The organism is Mucilaginibacter corticis (genome assembly GCF_007558865.1).
In the GTDB taxonomy this organism is placed as follows: Bacteria; Bacteroidota; Bacteroidia; order Sphingobacteriales; family Sphingobacteriaceae; genus Mucilaginibacter; species Mucilaginibacter corticis.
Window position 1 is genome coordinate 153363 of record NZ_VLPK01000005.1, and the last position, 20024, is coordinate 173386.

At 39.9% G+C, this 20024-nt stretch carries 18 protein-coding genes; 7 read left to right on the plus strand and 11 right to left on the minus strand.

Annotated elements, in window-relative coordinates; genetic code table 11:
• Positions 1-47: 47 nt before the first annotated feature.
• From nfi to FO440_RS21385, 3 genes are all read left to right on the plus strand, one after another.
• Complete coding sequence (gene nfi / locus FO440_RS21380) at positions 48-752, plus strand: deoxyribonuclease V (RefSeq protein WP_144250351.1); 705 nt, start codon at positions 48-50, stop codon at positions 750-752.
• An 88-nt stretch (positions 753-840) separates the two neighbouring features.
• Positions 841-1101 (plus strand): hypothetical protein, encoded by a 261-nt coding sequence (locus FO440_RS24560; protein WP_222104029.1) that lies wholly within the window; start codon positions 841-843, stop codon positions 1099-1101.
• Positions 1073-1738 (plus strand): ATP-binding cassette domain-containing protein, encoded by a 666-nt coding sequence (locus FO440_RS21385; RefSeq protein ID WP_144250352.1) that lies wholly within the window; start codon positions 1073-1075, stop codon positions 1736-1738. The genes FO440_RS24560 and FO440_RS21385 overlap by 29 nt, the downstream gene beginning before the upstream one ends.
• Position 1739: 1 nt before the next feature.
• On the opposite strand, the gene FO440_RS21390 is transcribed toward FO440_RS21385, so the two are convergent.
• On the minus strand, positions 1740-2378 hold the full coding sequence (locus tag FO440_RS21390) for an NAD(P)-dependent oxidoreductase (RefSeq protein ID WP_144250353.1): 639 nt from the start codon (positions 2376-2378) through the stop codon (positions 1740-1742).
• A gap of 200 nt (positions 2379-2578) precedes the next feature.
• Between FO440_RS21390 and smc the strand changes: the two genes are divergently transcribed.
• Positions 2579-6118, plus strand: coding sequence for a chromosome segregation protein SMC (gene smc / locus FO440_RS21395; protein WP_144250354.1), 3540 nt, complete (start codon positions 2579-2581; stop codon positions 6116-6118).
• A gap of 74 nt (positions 6119-6192) precedes the next feature.
• On the opposite strand, the gene FO440_RS21400 is transcribed toward smc, so the two are convergent.
• From FO440_RS21400 to FO440_RS21415, 4 genes are read right to left on the minus strand one after another with little or no spacing between them, the layout of a single operon-like run.
• Positions 6193-7734, minus strand: coding sequence for a S41 family peptidase (locus FO440_RS21400; protein WP_186292745.1), 1542 nt, complete (start codon positions 7732-7734; stop codon positions 6193-6195).
• Positions 7735-7790: 56 nt separating this feature from the next.
• Positions 7791-8399 carry an HAD hydrolase-like protein gene (locus tag FO440_RS21405; RefSeq protein ID WP_144250356.1) on the minus strand — a complete coding sequence of 203 codons (609 nt, stop codon included), beginning with the start codon at positions 8397-8399 and terminating at the stop codon, positions 7791-7793.
• Positions 8389-8694 (minus strand): ATP-grasp domain-containing protein, encoded by a 306-nt coding sequence (locus FO440_RS21410; protein WP_144250357.1) that lies wholly within the window; start codon positions 8692-8694, stop codon positions 8389-8391. Before FO440_RS21410 ends, FO440_RS21405 begins: the two co-directional genes overlap by 11 nt.
• Position 8695: 1 nt before the next feature.
• Complete coding sequence (locus FO440_RS21415) at positions 8696-9349, minus strand: ABC transporter ATP-binding protein (protein WP_144250358.1); 654 nt, start codon at positions 9347-9349, stop codon at positions 8696-8698.
• A 225-nt stretch (positions 9350-9574) separates the two neighbouring features.
• Here FO440_RS21415 and sucC point away from each other — a divergent pair, with 225 nt between their 5' ends.
• The gene (sucC, locus tag FO440_RS21420) at positions 9575-10765 is read left to right on the plus strand and encodes an ADP-forming succinate--CoA ligase subunit beta (RefSeq protein ID WP_144250359.1); all 1191 of its coding nucleotides are present in this window, start codon (positions 9575-9577) and stop codon (positions 10763-10765) included.
• A gap of 67 nt (positions 10766-10832) precedes the next feature.
• On the opposite strand, the gene FO440_RS21425 is transcribed toward sucC, so the two are convergent.
• Entirely contained in the window at positions 10833-12485 is a 1653-nt protein-coding gene (locus tag FO440_RS21425) for an FMN-binding glutamate synthase family protein (protein ID WP_144250360.1), read from the minus strand.
• A 169-nt stretch (positions 12486-12654) separates the two neighbouring features.
• Between FO440_RS21425 and FO440_RS21430 the strand changes: the two genes are divergently transcribed.
• Entirely contained in the window at positions 12655-13173 is a 519-nt protein-coding gene (locus FO440_RS21430) for a YceI family protein (protein WP_144250361.1), read from the plus strand.
• Between the two features lie 162 nt (positions 13174-13335).
• Positions 13336-13956, plus strand: a complete 621-nt coding sequence (locus tag FO440_RS21435) for an L-threonylcarbamoyladenylate synthase (RefSeq protein ID WP_144250362.1) — start codon at positions 13336-13338, stop codon at positions 13954-13956.
• A gap of 8 nt (positions 13957-13964) precedes the next feature.
• Here FO440_RS21435 and FO440_RS21440 read toward each other — a convergent pair whose 3' ends face one another.
• From FO440_RS21440 to trpD, 5 genes are all read right to left on the minus strand, one after another.
• Positions 13965-15983: an ATP-binding protein gene (locus tag FO440_RS21440; protein WP_186292746.1), complete on the minus strand. Its 2019-nt coding sequence runs from the start codon at positions 15981-15983 to the stop codon at positions 13965-13967.
• Between the two features lie 277 nt (positions 15984-16260).
• A complete protein-coding gene (gene trpA, locus FO440_RS21445; RefSeq protein ID WP_144250422.1) occupies positions 16261-17037 on the minus strand; it encodes a tryptophan synthase subunit alpha in 777 nt (258 codons plus the stop codon).
• Between the two features lie 104 nt (positions 17038-17141).
• Positions 17142-18323: a tryptophan synthase subunit beta gene (trpB, locus tag FO440_RS21450; RefSeq protein WP_144250364.1), complete on the minus strand. Its 1182-nt coding sequence runs from the start codon at positions 18321-18323 to the stop codon at positions 17142-17144.
• A complete protein-coding gene (locus FO440_RS21455) occupies positions 18307-18948 on the minus strand; it encodes a phosphoribosylanthranilate isomerase (RefSeq protein WP_144250365.1) in 642 nt (213 codons plus the stop codon). The genes trpB and FO440_RS21455 overlap by 17 nt, the downstream gene beginning before the upstream one ends.
• 1 nt (position 18949) lies before the next feature.
• Complete coding sequence (gene trpD / locus FO440_RS21460) at positions 18950-19939, minus strand: anthranilate phosphoribosyltransferase (protein WP_144250366.1); 990 nt, start codon at positions 19937-19939, stop codon at positions 18950-18952.
• Positions 19940-20024 lie beyond the last annotated feature (85 nt).

Below are 20024 nucleotides of genomic sequence, written 5' to 3' on the forward strand. Positions count from 1 at the left end.
GATCATCCCCCGGTAAACAACCGGGGGATTTTTTTTGTTAGCTTGTTATGCAACCATCCGATTACGAAAGCCTCACTCCTACCCAGGCAATTGCTTACCAGCACGAATTACGAAAGCTAATCAACATCACTCCGCTTGATAAACCCATAAAAGTTATTGCCGGCGCAGATATCTCTTTCAATAAATATTCAGACATTGTTTATGCAGGCATCGTTTTGTTTTCTTATCCTGATCTGAAAATTATCGGACAATCGACAGCCATCAGCAAAACAACATTCCCGTATATTTCAGGCTTATTAGCTTTTCGCGAAGTGCCTGCTTTACTTGATGCCTGGAATAAATTATCCGACAAACCGGACGTACTGGTTTTAGATGGCCAAGGCATAGCACATAAACGTCGTTTAGGCATTGCCACGCATTTTGGATTAATTGCCCATACACCAACCATCGGCAGCGCCAAAAGCCGCTTAACCGGCAAATACGAAGAACCCGGAGATGAACAATTCGCACAAAGCCCGATGTATGATAAAGGCGAATTGATAGGAGTAGCTTTACGAAGCAAGAAAAAGTGCAATCCGATCTACATATCGCCGGGCAATATGGTGAGCATGGAGCAAAGTGTGGAAATCATTAAGAACTGCATCCGCGGTTATCGAATCCCTGAACCTACAAGACAAGCGCATTTACTGGTAAATAAAATCAGGATAGAAAGCGGCGAAAACAATAATATGCAATTTAATCTGTTTGATTAGTTGTCACAATTATTAATTGAAACGTTTAAGTATCCTGATCATTCAATTTTATCAATTACTGTTGCTATACAACATAGCATTCACCCTTTTGGCTATTTTAATTTTAGTATTAGAAACAGGGCAGCTTAATTCGGGGGTATTCTTATTTGCCAAAATAATAGGTTTCTTTTCGGCAATCGGCCTTCATTATTACTCATCAAAACAAAGCTATTTCTACTTTCGAAATGCAGGTTATCACGTTATAACTATTTTTATCGGTGCTTTTGCAGTTGACACATTAATATACATACTCATAGCAGTTTTACCTTCACCAATACAACATGCAGCCGCTTACCTTAAAAATAGATAGCGTACAGCTTGCGTTTAACGAACGTAAAATACTACAAGACATTTACCTTGAATGTAAACAGGGCGAGGTTGTCGGCCTGCTTGGCCGTAACGGCAGCGGTAAATCTTCGTTACTGAAAATAGTTTTCGGCACACTAAGATCATCTTTCAAACATGTAAGTATTGATGGTAACTTTATTCAGCACGGTTATCTGCAAAGCCGGATAGCCTATTTACCGCAACATAACTATCTGCCTAGGGGCATCAAAATAAGCAGGTTGGCAAATATTCTTATCGACGAAATTTATTGGAATGATTTTTCAAACCTTTCCATCTACCAGGATCACCGTCATAAAAACGCTGAACAGCTTTCGGGTGGCGAGCTAAGACAGTTTGAGATGCTGATGATATTATACAGCAAAGCTGATTTTATTTTACTAGATGAACCCTTCACCCATGTCACTCCTGTACAAGCAGACTATTTTAAAGGTGTAATAGAAAAAGTTGCCCAAACAAAAGGCATTATTATAACAGATCATCAATATCAGGACGTGCTGGATATAAGTGACAGGATAATTCTTTTAAAAGATGGCTGTACAAAACCTATTAAAAATATAGATGACCTAATTACCCATAATTATATTGGCAATTTCAGATAATTTAATAAGCCACGGTCATCTGTTCTCTGATATGCAGCGGGTTTTCGATCTCGTCAATTATCGCGACAGCAAAATCTTGCATTGATATAAAGCTTTTGCCTTGTTCGTCTTTTAATAATTGTGTACCGCCTGTCCTGAACTTTCCGCTTCGTTCGCCGGGCGCTATTTCTGCGGCAGGGCTTACATAGGTCCAGTCTAACTCTTTCTCGTTCTTAAAGATCTTTAAAGCATCTCGGTGCGCCAAAGCTGTTGATTTATATTCGACCGGGAAATTAGGCGTATCTACCAATTGTGTACCCGGCGCCACCTCTAAACTTCCGGCCCCTCCTACTATGATCAATCTTTTTGTGTGGGCTTGTTTTAAACCTTTTATCAGCGGTATGGGCAATTCGGCAATTGTAGATGCAGGGGCACCTTTTGTGTTACTATAAGCACACACTACAGCATCCTGGTTAAACGCACCTGTTTCCACATCCTGCGCATCAAATAGGTCGCCTTTTGCCACTTTTAAATGATCATGTATAACAGTATAATCTTCGGGATGCCGGGCAATTGCTGTAACATCATGCCCGCGGTTTAATGCTTCCTGTACAATACGGCTACCTATGCGGCCACTTGCTCCAAATACTGCTATTTTCATTGAGGTAAAAGTTTTAAAGGTAAAAGGCAAAAGGTGGTATTTTGTTTGATAAAAAGTTAATTCAATAGTTCTGCCAACCTTTTACCTTGCGCCTTTTACCTTTAACCTACACTCATTGTCTTTTTGCTTAAAAAATATTCTAAAATCATTTTTTTATGATTAATTTGAACCTTGGAATTTATACAGGGTATCACCATTAAATGCAGCTTACACAGTTAGAAATCAAAGGGTTTAAAAGCTTTGGCGATAAGATCACCATTAATTTTAATGAGGGTGTTACCGCTATTGTGGGGCCTAATGGCTGCGGAAAATCAAATGTTGTTGATGCAATACGCTGGGTATTAGGCGAACAAAGTACCCGGATGCTCCGCTCGGAGAAAATGGATAACGTGATCTTTAACGGGTCAAAAAGTCGTAAGCCTGCCAATCTTGCCGAAGTTTCATTAACTTTTGATAATACTAAAAACATACTTCCTACCGATTATTCGCAGGTAACGCTTACCCGTAAGCTATATCGCAGCGGCGATAGCGAATACCGGTTAAATGATGTGCAATGCCGTTTAAAGGATATTACGGACCTTTTCCTGGATACGGGCATAGGTTCTGATTCGTATGCTATCATTGAGCTCAGAATGATCGAAGAGATCATATCAAACAAAGAAGGGTCGCGACGCAACCTGTTTGAAGAAGCATCGGGTATCTCAAAGTATAAACTACGCAAAAAACAGACATTCAATAAGCTAAAAGAAACCGAAGCCGACCTTGAACGCGTAGAAGACCTACTTTTCGAGATCCAGAAAAACCTGAAGATGCTTGAGAATCAGGCAAAAAAAACAGAACGCTATTATCGCATAAAAGAAGAATATAAAGTACTTAGCATTAAGCTGGCGTCCTTTAAAATTGCAGCTTTTGGTAATTCGTTAAACACCATTGAGCAGCAGGAGCTTAAACAACGCGAAGAAAAGACAGGTGTAATAACCCAATTAGATACGCTGGAAGCCGCGTTACAGCAGGAAAAACTGGATAGCCTGACTAAAGAAAAAAACCTGTCGGTTCAGCAGAAAGCTACTAATGAGTTTGTCAGTAAAATACGCGCATACGAAAGCGAGAAGAAAATAAAGAATGAGCAGTTAAAATTTCAGCAGGATAAAGAGACCCGGTTAAGCGAAGAATTAGAACGTGATAGGAACCAGTTAAACCATGTGCTTTATAATGTTAAACGCCTTAACGAAGAAAAAGCACAGGAAGAAGAAAATCTGCAAACTATAGCCGCTAAAGTTGCCGACCTGAAACTTACCGTTGATGAATTGCGCCTGCAGCAATCAAGCGCACGTAACCAGTTGAATGAATTGGTTACTGCAAATAACAATTTACAAAACCAGGCCTACAAAGCGGAAAAAGACATTGATATCCTGCAGATACAGGAACAAGCCCTTGAACAGGAAAGCCAGCGCAATATGGAAGACGCTACCAATAAAAAGGTAGAGCTTTCACATTTTAACGAAGTGGTTGCGGGCTTACAAAACAAAACAGAAAATTTAGAGAAAGAATACCAACTTGAGCTTAAGCAAGAGAAGGACCTGCAAGACCAGATAGGCACCTTGGAAACTGAAACTGAAACCGTTAAGGAAACCATAATTACAGAAAGCCGTAAGCTTGATGCCAAACAAAACGAATACAACCTTACCAAAAGTTTAGTTGATAATCTTGAGGGTTTCCCGGAGTCGATCCGTTTCCTGAAAAACAATAACGAGTGGGCAAAAAACGCTCCCCTGTTTAGTGATGTTCTCTTTTGTCGCGAACAGTACCGGGTGGCTATAGAGAATTACCTGGAGCCTTTAATGAATCATTACGTAGTTGATACTTATAATGAGGCAGTAAAAGCTATCAATTTGCTAAGTAATTCATCTCGAGGCAGGGCACAGTTTTTTATTCTGAGTAATTACACGGAAGAAACGGCGCTCAATTTCAGGGACGATATGAGTAATTCACGCATCCCGGCTTTAAATGTAGTTGAGGTTGATAAGAAATACCAGCCACTGGTAAATTACTTACTAAAAAACGTTTACCTGGTAAATGATGAAGCTGAATTAAATACAGCCGGATTAACAGAAGGCCTGGTAGTGATCGCGCAAAGTGGTAAGTTCAATAAATCAAAGTATACTATGGCCGGCGGTTCGGTAGGTTTATTTGAGGGGAAAAGAATCGGCCGCGCTAAAAACCTGGAGAACCTGGCCAAAGAGATAAAGAAACTTGAGGTAGAATTATTTGAGTTTAAAACCCGCTCTAACGAATTACAGACGAGGTCTGCATCCCTAAAAGCTGCCGGAAAAGCGCAGGATTTGGTTCAAAAACAAGCAGAATTAAATCGCTTAAATACCGAACTGATAACCGTTAAAACCCGGCAGGAACAGTATGAAACTTTTATTGAGAATAGCCTTAACCGTAAAGATGATATTGCTCAAAAAATAGCGGGTATAAAGGAAGAAATTACCCGTTTGCAGCCCTTGCTAATCGAACTGAAAGCGGGCAAAGAAACTCAAAATGCGCTGCTTGCCGATAAACAAGCCGAGTTTAATGAGCTGAACGAAATGGTGTCGGTACAGTCTAATACGTACAACCAGGAAAATATCCGTTTCCATCAACAGCAAAATAAGGTATCCGGCTTAAATAAAGATCTCGACTATCGGTTTACACAGCAGGAAAGCCTTGAGGGTCGAATAAAGCAAAATAGCGGGGAGCTTGAAAAAGTAAAATTGGCTATACAGGAAAACCTGCAATTGTCAGACACTTCGGACGATAGCCTGCTTGAAATGTACAGCCAAAAAGAAGAGCTTGAAAAAGCTACGCAGGAGGCCGAACAGGAATACTACAAATTACGCGGCAAGATAACTGAAACCGAAGATACTATAGGCGGACTACGCCGTAAAAAAGACCAGGCCGAAGTAATTGAGAATGAATTAAAAGACCAACGCAATAACCTGCGGATAGAATTAAATGCATTAAAAGAGCGCTTATCAGTGGAGTTTAATGTAGATATCTATGAGCTACCTGAAAATGAAACAACCGCCAATGAAAACGAGCAGGAATTGCGCGAAAAAACAGATAAATTAAAGAAACAACTGGATGAGTTTGGTGCCATTAACCCAATGGCTGTCGAAGCTTACAAGGAAATGAACGAACGCTATGAATTTATCCAGACGCAGAAGAAAGACCTGGGCGAGGCTAAAGCTTCATTAATGGCGACCATACAAGAGATAGATGATACCGCGAAAGAAAAATTCATGATGGCATTTACCCTTGTCCGTGAAAATTTTATCAAGGTGTTCCGCTCGTTGTTTAATGAAGAAGATTCCTGCGACCTGATCCTGAGCGATCCGCAGCGGCCGTTAGAATCAGAGATAGATATTATGGCTAAGCCGAAAGGTAAACGACCGTTATCCATCAACCAGCTTTCGGGCGGTGAAAAAACGCTGACAGCAACTGCTATCCTGTTCTCTCTTTACCTGTTAAAACCCGCCCCTTTCTGTATTTTTGACGAGGTGGACGCACCGCTTGATGATACCAATATTGATAAGTTCAACAATATCATCCGTAAATTCTCACAAGATTCACAGTTTATCATCGTATCCCATAATAAAAGAACCATTGCCAGCACCGACGTAATTTACGGTGTAACAATGGTTGAGCAGGGAATATCACGTGTTGTCCCGGTTGATTTAAGAGAATTGGCAGATTAGATGTGCAGATGCGGGGATATGCAGATGACTTTTCAATCTTTATCTGCACATCCGCATATTACATATCTGCACATCTATTTAAGCTTCAGCTTTTTATTAAATACCATTCCGCTAAATTTATTCCTGTTTAGCTCGATAGCCGCAGCGTTTGACTGCTCAATCGAGAACGTTTTTTGTTTGGTTGATAAACTTTGGATCCTTTGCGATGGTAAAGCATAAGTTCCCAGTTTTACGTAATGTATTGCATGGCTTAACAAGGTTTCGGTAGTATCGCCAAAATCCTTGGTTGGATCGTCGTAATCGTTTACACCGGGATAATCTGCCGTACCCGGTGCCATCCCGGTATAGTAACCGCCTTGACTTGCTGAATTTTGTGTTTCAAATTCAGGAATATACATTTCATATTTATTAATATCTATATCAAAAAAACCAACCGGTTTGCCATAGCTGGTGGTACCTATCAATTGTACGTCTAAATGCGGGCGCAAATTATTTATAGTCAATTCACTTGCAGATGCTGTTGATCCGGTTACGATAAAGAAGACACGGGTTATAGCTAATGATCCTTTTTTGGTGAAAGGCACTGTGTTACCTGCAACAGTATAATCAAACTGGCCATAGTTGTAAAGCTTTTTGGTGTCAGGGTCTAATCTTACCTGGTTGTAAAGCAGCTTTTGTTTACCGGCCACTAACAGATCATTAAAGTGATAGGTGTACATGGTAGTATTATTTTTAGCAACCGGAACTATAAGATTGTCTATATATTCTGCAGTTGATACAAAACCGCCGCCATTGTACCGTAAATCAACAACAAGATCTGTGATCCCCTGCGATTGGAAATAATTAAATGCTGCGTCCAGTTTAGGATCTGCATTGTCGTCAGATGTAAATGAATTAAAAACGATATATCCTATTTTTTTGCCATTACCTGCATCAACTGTTTTATAGGTTAATACCGGGTTTATACTATAACTGGCGGCGTTTAGCGTTACGGTTACGGGAGTTAGGTCAGTATCACTTCTTTTCAGCACCAGGGATATAGTAGTACCGTTTGCCCATGCGTTAATAACAAATTGCGTATTTGTACCGTTGGGGCCGTCATAAGTTATATTTGAATTCCCATTTATGGACAATATTCTATAACCGCGTTTTACGCCGGCCAAATCAGCGGGCGAACCCGGATATACATATTTAATACGAAGATCATTGGCATCATTAAACAGTGGTGCAAACCCAAAATCCTTGTTAGTACCATTCAGTTCTGTCGAAACCTCGCCCTGATCGATGAATGAATACTTTGCCTCGCCGGCTGATGGAGCATAATACTCGTAGGGCTTACCTGTTGCTGGGTTAATTTTGTATTGAGATATTGCATTTACTTCTTTTGTCAAGGCAGTTAAATCGTCGGTACCGGTAAATGATCGTGGGTTAAAAGCATCATATGTTGGCAGGCCATCATACCAATAATAAGCTTCTTTAGCATATAAGAAAACAGAATCCCTTATCAGATCCAATGTAGAGCCACTTTTTGGAGGAGTATCAACATTTTTTTTATCTTTTTTACAAGATGCTAAACAAGCAACACCAAGCAAAGCCACCAATATTGTTTTTTTCATATTATTCGATGTATTTTTCATTAACGAAACAAACTGTAATTATTTTACAATCAACACTATAAAAATTTACTAACGTTATAATAATCAACCCCGCAGGCTTCGGCACAAAGTTCCATAGCTTCTGATTTGCCGATCAGTATCAGATCCCTTCTGTTCAGATCATGTTCCTTCATTAATAAATGAAGAACATCGGGTTCCGGCATCGATAAAGTTTCTTCGGCGAAATAGCACGTCAAATAAGCTTCAAGCCCATGCCATTCTGTTTGTTTGATCTTATTTAATTGCAAAGCCGGGTTACCATTGGCTACAATAAATATTTTCTTACGGTCTACAACAATATCCTGTAACAGATCAAGCACGGCTTGAAAAACCAGTAACTTTAATGGAAGCCTGGCAGTAAGCATCAAATGCAGAAAATTGACGCGATACTTCTCATCAATGGCAAACTTTTCTTTTAATTTATCAAACACCTTTTCGGGTCCTTCTGTATGATAAGTATTAACCATTAAATCGGTCATCACCTTAGCATCAAACAACTCGGTATATTCTAATAAGCTGGCAAACAGATAATATACCTGAAAAAGGTAATCTTTTTCGGGATAGATAACATCATCCAGCTCAAATACAAAGGCGGTTTTATTTCTGTCCAGGTCACTATATTTCATCGCCCGATCGTATATCTATATTATATTCTGTAAACAATTGTTTTGATTCCATTAAAAGCACTGCTTCTATATTATCCAGTACGTAAATAACATCAATAGCGTTGTCAAGGCTTAGTGTAAGCATTTCATGCGCATATGCTATCGAATTAGGATCAGGCAATTTCAGCATTTTGCCTGCAGATAACATAAAACCGGGCAACTCATGATAATCTCCTAAAATGACATTGTCAACTGTCAGCCTGCTTTTTAAACGGTGCGCCTGTGCAGATACAGCCGAAGTAATTAATACATTCATGTTATTGAACAATTAAACCGTCAACCATTAAGATCTTTCTATCTGATATGTCTGCCAGGTCTTTATTATGAGTAACAATCACAAATGTCTGGTTAAACTCATTACGCAGTTTAATGAAAAGCTCATGCAGATCACGCGCATTGGTAGAATCAAGGTTCCCGGATGGTTCATCTGCGAAGATTAGCGCAGGGTTATTTATCAGCGCCCTTGCAACTGCTACTCTTTGTTGCTCGCCACCTGATAAGGTATTTGGCTTATGATGAAGCCTGTGGCCTAGTCCCAGCAATTCTAAAAGTTCAGTAGCCCGCTTTTCTGCTTCAGCTCGTGAAGTACCTGCTATAAACGCGGGGATACATACATTTTCAAGCGCGTCGAACTCAGCCAGTAAATGATGAAATTGAAATATGAATCCTATTTCCCTGTTACGGAAACTGCTCAGGCTTTTATTGCTTAACTTATTTAATTCTACATTGTTAATAAAAAGCTGGCCGGAGTCGGGCTTATCTAACGTACCCAGTATATTAAGCAGCGTACTTTTGCCCGCGCCTGACGCGCCAACTATTGTTACAATTTCTCCTTTTTCAACTTCAAAGTCAACCCCTTTTAAAATTTGAAGCTGTCCGTATGATTTATTAATAGCTGTTGCTTTAAGCATGCGGTAAAAATAGTAATTAGAGATTACAGATCAGTGATCAGTTGTTGAATTTCACAGAAATGATAAACCTATTTCGCAAATTTTTGTTTGATTTTGGTTGATGCTTCGTGCTATACGGTTAACTCATCATATCAAAGTAAAACTAATCATCAATCTCATATTACTAAACACTAACTTTCAAAACAAAATCTGTAGATTTACCGCAAATACTTCGAAAAAGCACATATGAATATTCACGAATACCAGGGAAAACAAATATTAAAAAGTTTTGGTGTTAGGGTACAGGAAGGCATTGTTGCCGATACGCCTGAACAAGCTGTTGAAGCTGCTAAAAAACTAAAAGAAGACTACGATTCGAGTTGGGTAGTAGTTAAAGCACAAATACATGCAGGTGGCCGCGGTAAAGGCGGCGGCGTAAAGTTGGCTAAAAACTTAGATGAGGTTAAACAAAAAGCAACCGATATTTTAGGTATGCAATTAATTACCCCACAAACCGGCCCCGAAGGTAAATTGGTACGTAAAGTTTTGGTTGCCCAAGATGTTTATTACCCGGGCGAGAGTGAAACCAAAGAATTTTATATCAGCGTATTGCTTGATCGTGGTAAAGGACGTAACATCATTATGTACTCTACCGAAGGTGGTATGGATATAGAAGAAGTTGCCGAGCATACGCCGCATTTGATATTTAAAGAAGAGATCGATCCTAAGGTTGGCCTGCAAGGTTTCCAAACCCGCAAGATTGCTTTTAACTTAGGTTTATCAGGCGAGGCATTTAAAGACATGACCAAGTTTATCGCTGCATTATATAAAGCTTATGATGCTACGGATTCTTCAATGTTTGAAATCAACCCGGTATTAAAAACATCTGACAACAAAATTTTAGCGGTTGATGCTAAGGTAAATTTAGATGATAACGCTTTATATCGCCATGCTGATTATGCCGCTATGCGCGATACTAACGAAGAAGATCCTACCGAAGTTGAGGCAGGTAAATCAAACCTTAACTATGTAAAACTTGATGGTAACGTTGGTTGTATGGTTAACGGCGCAGGTTTGGCTATGGCTACCATGGATATTATTAAATTAGCCGGTGGCGAGCCTGCTAACTTTTTGGATGTTGGCGGTACTGCTAATGCGCAAACTGTTAAAGCCGGTTTCAACATTATCCTGAGCGATCCAAATGTTAAAGCCATATTGATCAACATTTTTGGTGGTATAGTACGTTGCGACCGTGTAGCGCAAGGTGTTATTGACGCATACAAAGAGATTGGCAATATACCAGTACCCATCATTGTACGCTTGCAGGGAACCAATGCTAAGGAAGCAAAAGACTTAATAGATAACTCCGGTTTAAAAGTTTACTCGGCTATTTTATTAAAAGAAGCTGCCGAAATTGTTAAGCAGGTTTTAGCTTAATTATTATTACGTAAGACATAAATATAAAAGGGAGAGCAATTAGCTCTCCCTTTTTGTTGTTATCTAACTATGAGTTTGATTCGGCGGAATAAGCGCTGGCTTCTGTGGCATTTACCTGGCTTATCTTGGTATAGTCTGGTACAAAACTTTCTGCACTGCTTATAGCCATATCCATTTCAAATATTAAAGGGTAAGGTGTATTCAGCAAACTGCCTTTAGGAACGTAAGGAAACAACTCGGCATAGGTTTGGATCTGACTATGGCTTATTCGCCGGTAAATAAACATACGGTGAATATCATTAGGATGCTGCAGGCCGGCTGCCCCTATCATTTGTATAGCGCTGCTTACCGTTTGTTTCTGAAAGTTGGCTACACGCGTTTTTTTATCATCAACAACTAACCCTTTCATTAATGTTTTATCCTGTGTGGCCACGCCTGTAGGGCATCTATTGGTATTACATTCCAGTGCCTGTATACATCCCAGCGCGAACATCATCCCGCGGGCACTATTACACATATCTGCACCCAGGGCAAAGTTTTTTACCAGGTCAAAACCCGTTGCTACTTTACCCGATGCAATTAATTTGATATGCTTTTTAATATCAAATCCCGTTAATGCATCATATACAAAAGCCAGCGCCTCACGTAATGGCATGCCTACCGAGTTTGAGAATTCTAACGGCGCTGCACCGGTACCGCCTTCGCCCCCGTCAACGGTAATAAAATCAGGATAGATACCTGTTTTAAGCATTGCTTTGCATATGGCTAAAAACTCGCTTTTGTGACCTACGCAAAGTTTAAAGCCAATTGGTTTGCCGCCTGATAGTTCGCGCAGCTTTTTAATAAACTGCATCAATTCGACAGGATTATTAAAAGCAGTATGATAAGGAGGCGATATCACGTCCTCGCCCATTTCTACCAACCTGATCCTCGAAATTTCAGGCGTAACTTTAGCCGCCGGTAAAATACCGCCATGCCCCGGCTTTGCACCTTGCGACAGTTTTATTTCTATCATCTTAACCTGCGGCAATACCGCCCGTTGGGCAAAAGCGTCAAAATCAATAGTGCCGTCTTTGTGGCGGCAGCTAAAATAGCCGGTACCTATCTGCCAGATAATATCACCGCCCGGCTGCAGGTGATAGTCACTTAAACCACCTTCGCCGGTGTTATGGGCAAAGCCGCCTATCTTTGCGCCACTATTTAAAGCCAGTATGGCATTTTGGCTCAGCGAGCCAAAGCTCATGGCCGATATATTGAACACACTGGCCTCATAAGGCAGCTTGCACTCGGGCCCGCCAACCTTTACCCTTGGCGATAAATTAAGTTTACTGTGATCAATTGCAGATATGCTATGGTTTAACCATTCATACCCGTTTTGATAAACATCCAGCTCGGTACCAAACGGGCGCGTATCATCAACTTTTTTTGCACGCTGATAAATAACACTCCTGTTCATCCGGTTAAACGGCGTTCCGTCAATATCGCTTTCAATAAAGTACTGGTATATTTTAGGACGAAGATCTTCCATCAAAAAGCGTAATCGGCCAAATACCGGGAAATTACGTTCAATAGTATGCCGGGTTTGCAGCAGATCATAAATACCCAGGGCAAATATGGGTACAACTATCACAAACGACCACACCGCCGGCGGCCAGATAAAGGTCCACCCTATGAGTAAACCTAAGATAATTATAGTGGATGCAATAAATAGTTTTCGCATAGATAGAATTGTATGATTTATGTAAATCTAAAAAATTGAAGTAAACATAAACCCATTTTTCAAGTTAATAATCGGACATTGTCGACATAATGTAAATATAATAATTAATTTACATGTTTAAACACCTATCTTATTATCTTTGTCTCACTAAAATAAAACAATCAATATCATGGCAGCAACAAAATGGGTATTAGACCCAATGCACTCAGAAGTGCAATTTAAAGTAAAACACTTAGTAATATCAACAGTAACAGGCAATTTCAAAACATTTGAAGGTGAATTGACTACCGAAAATGATGATTTCACCGATGCAGAGATCAGCTTTTCATTAGATGTTAACAGCATTGATACTAATCAAGAGCAACGCGACGGACACTTAAAATCAGGTGAGTTTTTTGATGCTGAGCAATACCCTACCATCACTTTCAAATCAACATCATTTGATGGCGAAGAATTGAAAGGCGACTTGACTATAAAAGGTATTACTAAACCAGTTGCTTTAGAAGTAGAGCACGGCGGATCTGCAACAGATTTTTATGGCAACACTAAAGCTGGTTTTGAAGTAACCGGTAAAATTAACCGTAAAGATTTTGGTTTAACCTGGGATGGCGTAACCGAAGCAGGTTCTGTAGTATTAGGTTCAGATATCAAATTATCTATTAACGTTCAATTTGCTAAACAAGCGTAATTGATACTGCGTTTCTGATATCTAATTTCAGATCTTAGAAAAACTATTAGCATTTATAATGCTTATAACAAAAGCGATTGTACTAATGTACAATCGCTTTTGACGTATATTGCAAAAATTTAAACCCGAAACTGAAATTCAGCAATTCGAAACATCTATCTAATGCTAATCAAGATCTACCCCGAAAACCCTAACGAAAAATCAATTGAACAAGTAGTACAGGTGTTACGCAAAGGCGGTATAATCATCTATCCTACCGATACGGTTTATGGTTTGGGTTGCGATATCACTAACCATAAAGCAATTGAAGCCATTTGCAAGATCAGGAACATCAAGCCCGAAAAAGCTAATTTTTCATTCGTATGTTATGATCTTAGCCACATATCTGATTATATAAAACCTATTGATAACACTACCTTTCGCGTTTTGAAAAAGGCACTGCCGGGCCCTTTTACTTTTATTTTCAATGCCAGCCATAATGTACCCAAATTGCTAAGCTCAAATAAAAAAACAGTCGGTATCCGGGTGCCTGATAATAATATAGCACGCTGCATTGTAAAAGAGTTGGGCAACCCTATCCTCTCCACATCAATAAGGGACGAAGATGATATTATCGAATACTCGACAGATCCGGAACTGATTCACGAAAAGTATAAAGGTATGGTTGATATAGTGATAGACGGCGGTTATGGTGATAATATTCCATCGACGGTTGTTGATTGCACATCGGGCGACTTTGAGATTATCCGTGAAGGTAAAGGAGAACTGGAATTGTACCTGTAAAGAAAGATTTATATAATACTTGTTTCATCAAACCTGTTTTTTACCAGGTTAAACATTTTATCAAACAGCTCTTCTATATTGAAAGGTTTAGGCACATAATCATTCATTCCCATTTCAATACATCGTTCGCGCTCGCCTTTTATAGTGTGTGCCGTCATGGCAACAATTGGTACACCTTTTTTATTATTTTCTAAATTGCGAATAAGGCGTGTGGCTTCATAGCCATCCATCTCGGGCATCTGCAGATCCATCAGGATAATGTCGTATTCTTTTCCTTTAAGCATATCCAGCGCCGTCATGCCGTTATCTGCCACATCGATTTCAAATTCGCGCTTTTGCAGAACCTTTACTATAAGCATTTGATTGATGCCATTATCCTCGACCACTAAAACACGGATGCCTTTGCCGCTCTTGCCGGGCGTATGTATAATTTCAACTCCGTTTTCATGATCAAGCGCGCGCTTTAACTGCCCGTTTTTGGCTTTTAAGAATGGTAGTGTGAAATGAAACTCAGAGCCGGAACCAAGTTCGCTTTTCACAAAGATTTTACCACCCTGCAATTCAACCAGTTGTTTTGAAATACTTAAACCAAGGCCTGTACCGCCGAATTTACGTACGGTATCGGTTGTGGCCTGCTCAAAGCTTTCAAATATTTTTGCCTGTTTTTCAAGCGGGATGCCAATGCCGGTGTCTTTCACTATACACTCAACAACAATTTTATCAGCATCCTCATCTATTGTTGCGATAGCTATACTTATTTCCCCGTTTTCAGAAAACTTGATAGCGTTTGATACCAGGTTCAATATCACCTGGCTCAACCTTACAGAATCGCCGATAATTATTTTAGGGATCTGCTTATCAATTGTCGATTTCAACTTGATCTTTTTTGAAAATGCTTTTGGCTCCATCATGGTTACGATAGAATCAATCGTATTTTTCAGATTAAAAGACTGCATTTCAAAATTCACCTTGCCCGCTTCTATCCTTGAGAAATCAAGGATATCGTTCAAGATCACCAGCAGATCATCACCTGACTTTATGATTACCCTGATATACTCCTGCAATTCTTTATCAGTAAGCGATTCCTCCAGCAGCCTTGCGAATCCTAATATCGCGTTCATCGGTGTACGGATCTCGTGGCTCATATTTGCCAGGAAAAGCTGTTTTACCTTTTCTGATGCTTCTGCCCTGTCGCGTTCTTTCTTCAGACTTTCTTCCGCACTTTTCAATTCCTGTATTTTATTTTCAAGCGCAACCGTCATATCGTTGAAGGCGCTTGCAAGCACTCCTATCTCATCGTTTGAATAAACTTGAACACGGGTACTAAAAAAGCCTTGCTTAATTAAAGCGGCACCATCTATTATGGCCTTTATACCTTTTTCAATACCCCGGCTAACGGATATGGTAATTAATATACTTATTGTACCGATGGTAAGTGACAAGGCCAGTAAAACCTTTAATACAGTTCGTTCCAACCAACGCGATACCTCGCCCAACGTATAGGAAAATCCATCAACCATTTGGCTCAACTTACCATTAATGGCTTCGATCTGGTCCATTACCTGGTTAATTTCGGATTGCGACGCGTTTTTTGACCTAATCATATCATGCATCTTGTCTGCAAGAGGTATCAACTGCTGCATTTCAACATCAGCATGCTCCCAGATATCAAAAGCTTTGCGCAGGTAATAGTAATCAGAAAAGCGCATAATCAGGTTGATCATTCCATCTAAATCATCCGGATGATTACGGCCGGCCAAAAGGCCTTCTTTTGCAATTTTGAAATCAGGCTTACCTTTTGATAATTCAATCAGGGCCTTTTTATCGCCAAGCGGGACAGCTAAAAATTGCCTGAAAGCTTGAAAATCCTTTTCGTTATGTGAGGATGAGTAGATCCTGATGCGATAAACAGCGTCTTTTTGTGATTTTGACCATAATGCCTCACCTTCAACAAATGACCTTACCGCAGATAATGTATTAATGGCAACACCTAACGTAGTTAATTCAACAACCACAAGCACCGCCATGATTCCAATTGTAAAATACAATTTCCGGGAAATGGAAGTATCCTTTAATTTTTTCCGCAGAGAAGAGAAAATCATATCAGGGTTAGGGTATTAAATTAATTTTTCACCAGTACGCGCACCAAACTAATGCATTAATGCAGAAAGATAAGAAAATAGTTTTAATAAGAACTACTACTTGTTTTTAGAAGATATAAACAAGTTAAAAGCTGATAAAAAAATATCTATAAGTTAATACAAATTAACCTAAAAGGAAAACAACATATATCCACACAAAATTTTAACTCCCTTTGCGAATAGATTTGATAAAATCGGGAATTTGATCCATGTAATTTTCACTTTCAAGCAACTTTACAAACTTGCTTCCAACTATAGCGCCATTTGCATATTCACAGGCTTTAGTGAACGTGGCGTTGTCAGATATACCAAAGCCAATTATGGTTGGATTTTTCAGTGCCATAGCTTTAACGCGGGTATAATACGCCTGGATACTGTCAGACACATCTAAATTACCACCGGTTATTGATGATGAAGAAAGCAAGTAAATAAAACTGTTACTCAATTCGTCTATTTTGCGGATTCGCTCGGGTAATGTTTGAGGGGTCACTAAAAATATATTGCTCAGGTTGTTATCCTTAAAGAATCCAGCATACATGGTTTCATATTCATACATCGGCAAATCCGGCACTATAATCCCGTCAACTCCTACTTCGGCGGCTTTTTTGCAGAAAGCCTCAACCCCATATTGCACTATCGGGTTAACATAGCCCATTAACAGTATTGGTATAGTAACACGTTTACGCAGGTCTTTTAGTTGATCAAATAACACATTAAGCGTCATTCCATTATCTAATGCCTGCTGCGAACTGTTTTGTATGGTAGGTCCATCGGCTACCGGGTCAGAATACGGAAATCCAACTTCCAAAAAATCGACACCGGCTTTTTCTAAAGCTTCGGCAATGTCAACAGTGGTATCAATTGCAGGATAACCTGCTGTATAATAGATGGATAATAAATTATCTTTTTTTGTGTCGAAAAGATGGTTTAGCCGGTTCATAGTTTTTCTGTCCATAGTCCATGGACGATGGCCCATAGTCTGTTATTAATTTGTTGTCCATTTATGTATATACCATGGTCTGTGGACTATCGACCATGGACTTATTAATAGTTAAAATATTTAATGTAGGTATCCAGATCTTTATCACCACGTCCTGAAAGGCAGATCACTACATTATCATCTTTTTTGAATTTCATTTTCTCCAGTTGGGCTAAAGCGTGCGCTGATTCTATTGCCGGGATAATTCCCTCTAACTGGCAGCATAGTAAACCTGCCTGCAGGGCTTCATCATCAGTAACACTTGCATATTGTGCACGATTGATCTTATATAAATGCGCATGCTGGGGGCCTATACCCGGATAATCCAATCCGGCCGAGATAGAATAAGGTTCAACAACCTGCCCGTCCGGTGTTTGCATTAAAATTGTACGACTGCCATGCAGTACTCCTTCTTTACCCAAAAATGTGGTAGCTGCAGAATGGCCACTATCAACACCTTTACCCGCTGCTTCAACAGCTATCAGCTTTACACTTTCATCATCTAAAAAATGGTAGAACATACCCATTGCGTTACTACCGCCACCCACGCATGCCATTACATATTCAGGCAATTCTTTGCCGGTATGTTCAAGCAATTGTTTTTTAGTTTCTGATGAGATGATAGATTGAAAGCGTGCTACCATGTCAGGATATGGGTACGGGCCAACTACCGATCCGATGATATAATGTGTGTCAACCGGGTTAGCTATCCAGTCGCGCAGGGCCTCGTTGGTGGCATCTTTTAACGTTTTACTTCCAGAAGTTGCCGGAACTACTTTAGCGCCCAGCATTTTCATCCTGGATACGTTTGGTGCCTGGCGTGCCATATCTATCTCGCCCATATAAACTACGCATTCAATGCCTTTAAGCGCGCATACTGTAGCTGTGGCTACACCATGCTGGCCTGCACCTGTTTCTGCTATAATGCGTTTCTTGCCCAAGCGTTGAGCAAGCAATATTTGGCCTATGGCATTATTGATCTTATGTGAACCGGTATGGTTCAGGTCTTCGCGTTTTAAGAAAATATTAGCGCCGTATTTCTCAGAATATCGCTTTGCGTAATACAACGGAGAAGGCCTGCCTACATAATCTTTTAAAAGCTGATCAAATTCGGCTTTAAAATCAGCATCGTTGATGATGGATAAATATTGCTGCCTTAATTCTTCAACATTAGGGTATAGCATTTCGGGCACGTATGCACCGCCAAAATCGCCATAATACCCTTGCTCGTTAACTCCGTATTTCATGCGTAGTATATTGTTTTATCTGGCCAAAGGCCTTTTTTAGTTTTTCAATGTCTTTTAATCCCGGTGAAACCTCAAACTTACTGTTCAGATCAACACCATAAAATTGTGGATGTGTGATCTTGGTAATCTGCTCAATATTATCAGGACTTAATCCGCCGCTTAAAAAAAACGGTACGGGTAACTTATAGTTATTTAAGATATCCCAATTAAATGTTTTGCCTGATCCGCCATGTGTATCGGTTTTGGTATCAAATAAAAAGTAATCTACTTTACCGGCATAATCATTCAATTGTTCAAAATCAAAATCCTCATTAACGCCAAAGGCTTTGATTACCTGAACCCTGTCTTTAAAGGCATTTGCAAAGTCGGGGCTTTCACTGCCATGAAGTTGTATAGCATTGAATCCAAGTTTATTTATCAGCCGGTTTATCTCGCTTTCTGTTTCATCCACAAAAACGGCAGTTTTGATAATTGATGTCGGTATATTGTTTAAAGTATCAGCAGCGATATCACCCACAAACCTTGGCGAACGACCATAGTAAATAAAGCCCACATAGTCCGGAGCCAGGTCTGTTACATCGTAAATATTATCAGGGTATTTTAACCCGCAAACCTTTATTTTCATTTTAATTTCCAACCAGGTTCTTAAAGCCTTCAAGCGCCCTTTTACTTACCAGCGATTCTTCGGCTTCATAAAAACAATCGGCAAAGCTACTTTGCGGCTTTATTGTTTTAATAGCCAATGCCGCGTTTGCCAGTACGACATTGCTTTGTGCCGTTGTAGCATCGCCGCTTAATACCCGCATAAATATACCTGCCGACTCGGCCACTGTACTGCCACCTACAATTGTTTGCGGATCTAACCGTTCAAAGCCCAGGCTTTTTAATGTATTTAGCTTTTCGCCGTCAGGGGTAAATGTTTTAAAATCGCAAGTAAGCGAGATCTCATCATAACCCTCAAGTGCGTTCAATATGGTATATTGCTTGTCAGACCGCTGGTAAAGATAGGCATACATTCTTGCCAGCTCTAAATTATAAACCCCAACCAATTGATTTTTAGGCATAGCGGGGTTAACCATTGGCCCCAGCATGTTAAAAAATGTTTTTACACCCAATTCGCGGCGAATAGGTGCAACTGTTTTCATAGCCGGGTGAAATAAAGGGGCGTGTAAAAAACAGATATTAGCCGTTTCAATTGTTCTTTTAAGATCGTCTATGTTATTGGTAAACTTATAACCCAAGTATTCCATCACATTTGATGATCCGCAACCTGATGAAACACCGTAATTACCATGTTTAGCCACCTTATAACCCGCACCTGCAACTACAAATGATGCCAGTGTTGAGATATTGAACGTATCCTTACCATCGCCACCGGTACCACATAAGTCTATCAGATCATCAGTACCCAGATCAACGGATAAACAAAGTTCAAGCATGGCATCCCTGAAACCCTCCAGCTCGGTCACAGTTACCGTTCGCATACAATAAGCCGTCATAAAAGCGGTCATTTGCGAATTGTTGTACATGCCTTGCGATATAAGCGTTAAGATATTTTTAGCCTGCTCGCGTGATAAAGTTTTGTTCTCAAAAAGGTGGTTTAGTATTTGTTTCATATTAGCTCCCCTTTGGGGATTTTTAATTACAGATCATTAAACGTTTTTAACAAAAAAGGGTTACCGTACGGCAACCCTTTAAATA

Excerpts from the sequence above, each read along its gene's own strand:
- nfi (WP_144250351.1), top strand. The coding sequence starts at position 48 with ATGCAACCATCCGATTACGAAAGCCTCACTCCTACCCAGGCAATTGCT.
- FO440_RS21385 (WP_144250352.1), top strand. The coding sequence starts at position 1,073 with ATGCAGCCGCTTACCTTAAAAATAGATAGCGTACAGCTTGCGTTTAAC.
- FO440_RS21390 (WP_144250353.1), bottom strand. The coding sequence starts at position 2,378 with ATGAAAATAGCAGTATTTGGAGCAAGTGGCCGCATAGGTAGCCGTATT.
- smc (WP_144250354.1), top strand. The coding sequence starts at position 2,579 with ATGCAGCTTACACAGTTAGAAATCAAAGGGTTTAAAAGCTTTGGCGAT.
- FO440_RS21400 (WP_186292745.1), bottom strand. The coding sequence starts at position 7,734 with ATGAAAAAAACAATATTGGTGGCTTTGCTTGGTGTTGCTTGTTTAGCA.
- FO440_RS21405 (WP_144250356.1), bottom strand. The coding sequence starts at position 8,399 with ATGAAATATAGTGACCTGGACAGAAATAAAACCGCCTTTGTATTTGAG.
- FO440_RS21410 (WP_144250357.1), bottom strand. The coding sequence starts at position 8,694 with ATGAATGTATTAATTACTTCGGCTGTATCTGCACAGGCGCACCGTTTA.
- FO440_RS21415 (WP_144250358.1), bottom strand. The coding sequence starts at position 9,349 with ATGCTTAAAGCAACAGCTATTAATAAATCATACGGACAGCTTCAAATT.
- sucC (WP_144250359.1), top strand. The coding sequence starts at position 9,575 with ATGAATATTCACGAATACCAGGGAAAACAAATATTAAAAAGTTTTGGT.
- FO440_RS21425 (WP_144250360.1), bottom strand. The coding sequence starts at position 12,485 with ATGCGAAAACTATTTATTGCATCCACTATAATTATCTTAGGTTTACTC.
- FO440_RS21430 (WP_144250361.1), top strand. The coding sequence starts at position 12,655 with ATGGCAGCAACAAAATGGGTATTAGACCCAATGCACTCAGAAGTGCAA.
- FO440_RS21435 (WP_144250362.1), top strand. The coding sequence starts at position 13,336 with ATGCTAATCAAGATCTACCCCGAAAACCCTAACGAAAAATCAATTGAA.
- FO440_RS21440 (WP_186292746.1), bottom strand. The coding sequence starts at position 15,983 with ATGGCGGTGCTTGTGGTTGTTGAATTAACTACGTTAGGTGTTGCCATT.
- trpA (WP_144250422.1), bottom strand. The coding sequence starts at position 17,037 with ATGAACCGGCTAAACCATCTTTTCGACACAAAAAAAGATAATTTATTA.
- trpB (WP_144250364.1), bottom strand. The coding sequence starts at position 18,323 with ATGAAATACGGAGTTAACGAGCAAGGGTATTATGGCGATTTTGGCGGT.
- FO440_RS21455 (WP_144250365.1), bottom strand. The coding sequence starts at position 18,948 with ATGAAAATAAAGGTTTGCGGGTTAAAATACCCTGATAATATTTACGAT.
- trpD (WP_144250366.1), bottom strand. The coding sequence starts at position 19,939 with ATGAAACAAATACTAAACCACCTTTTTGAGAACAAAACTTTATCACGC.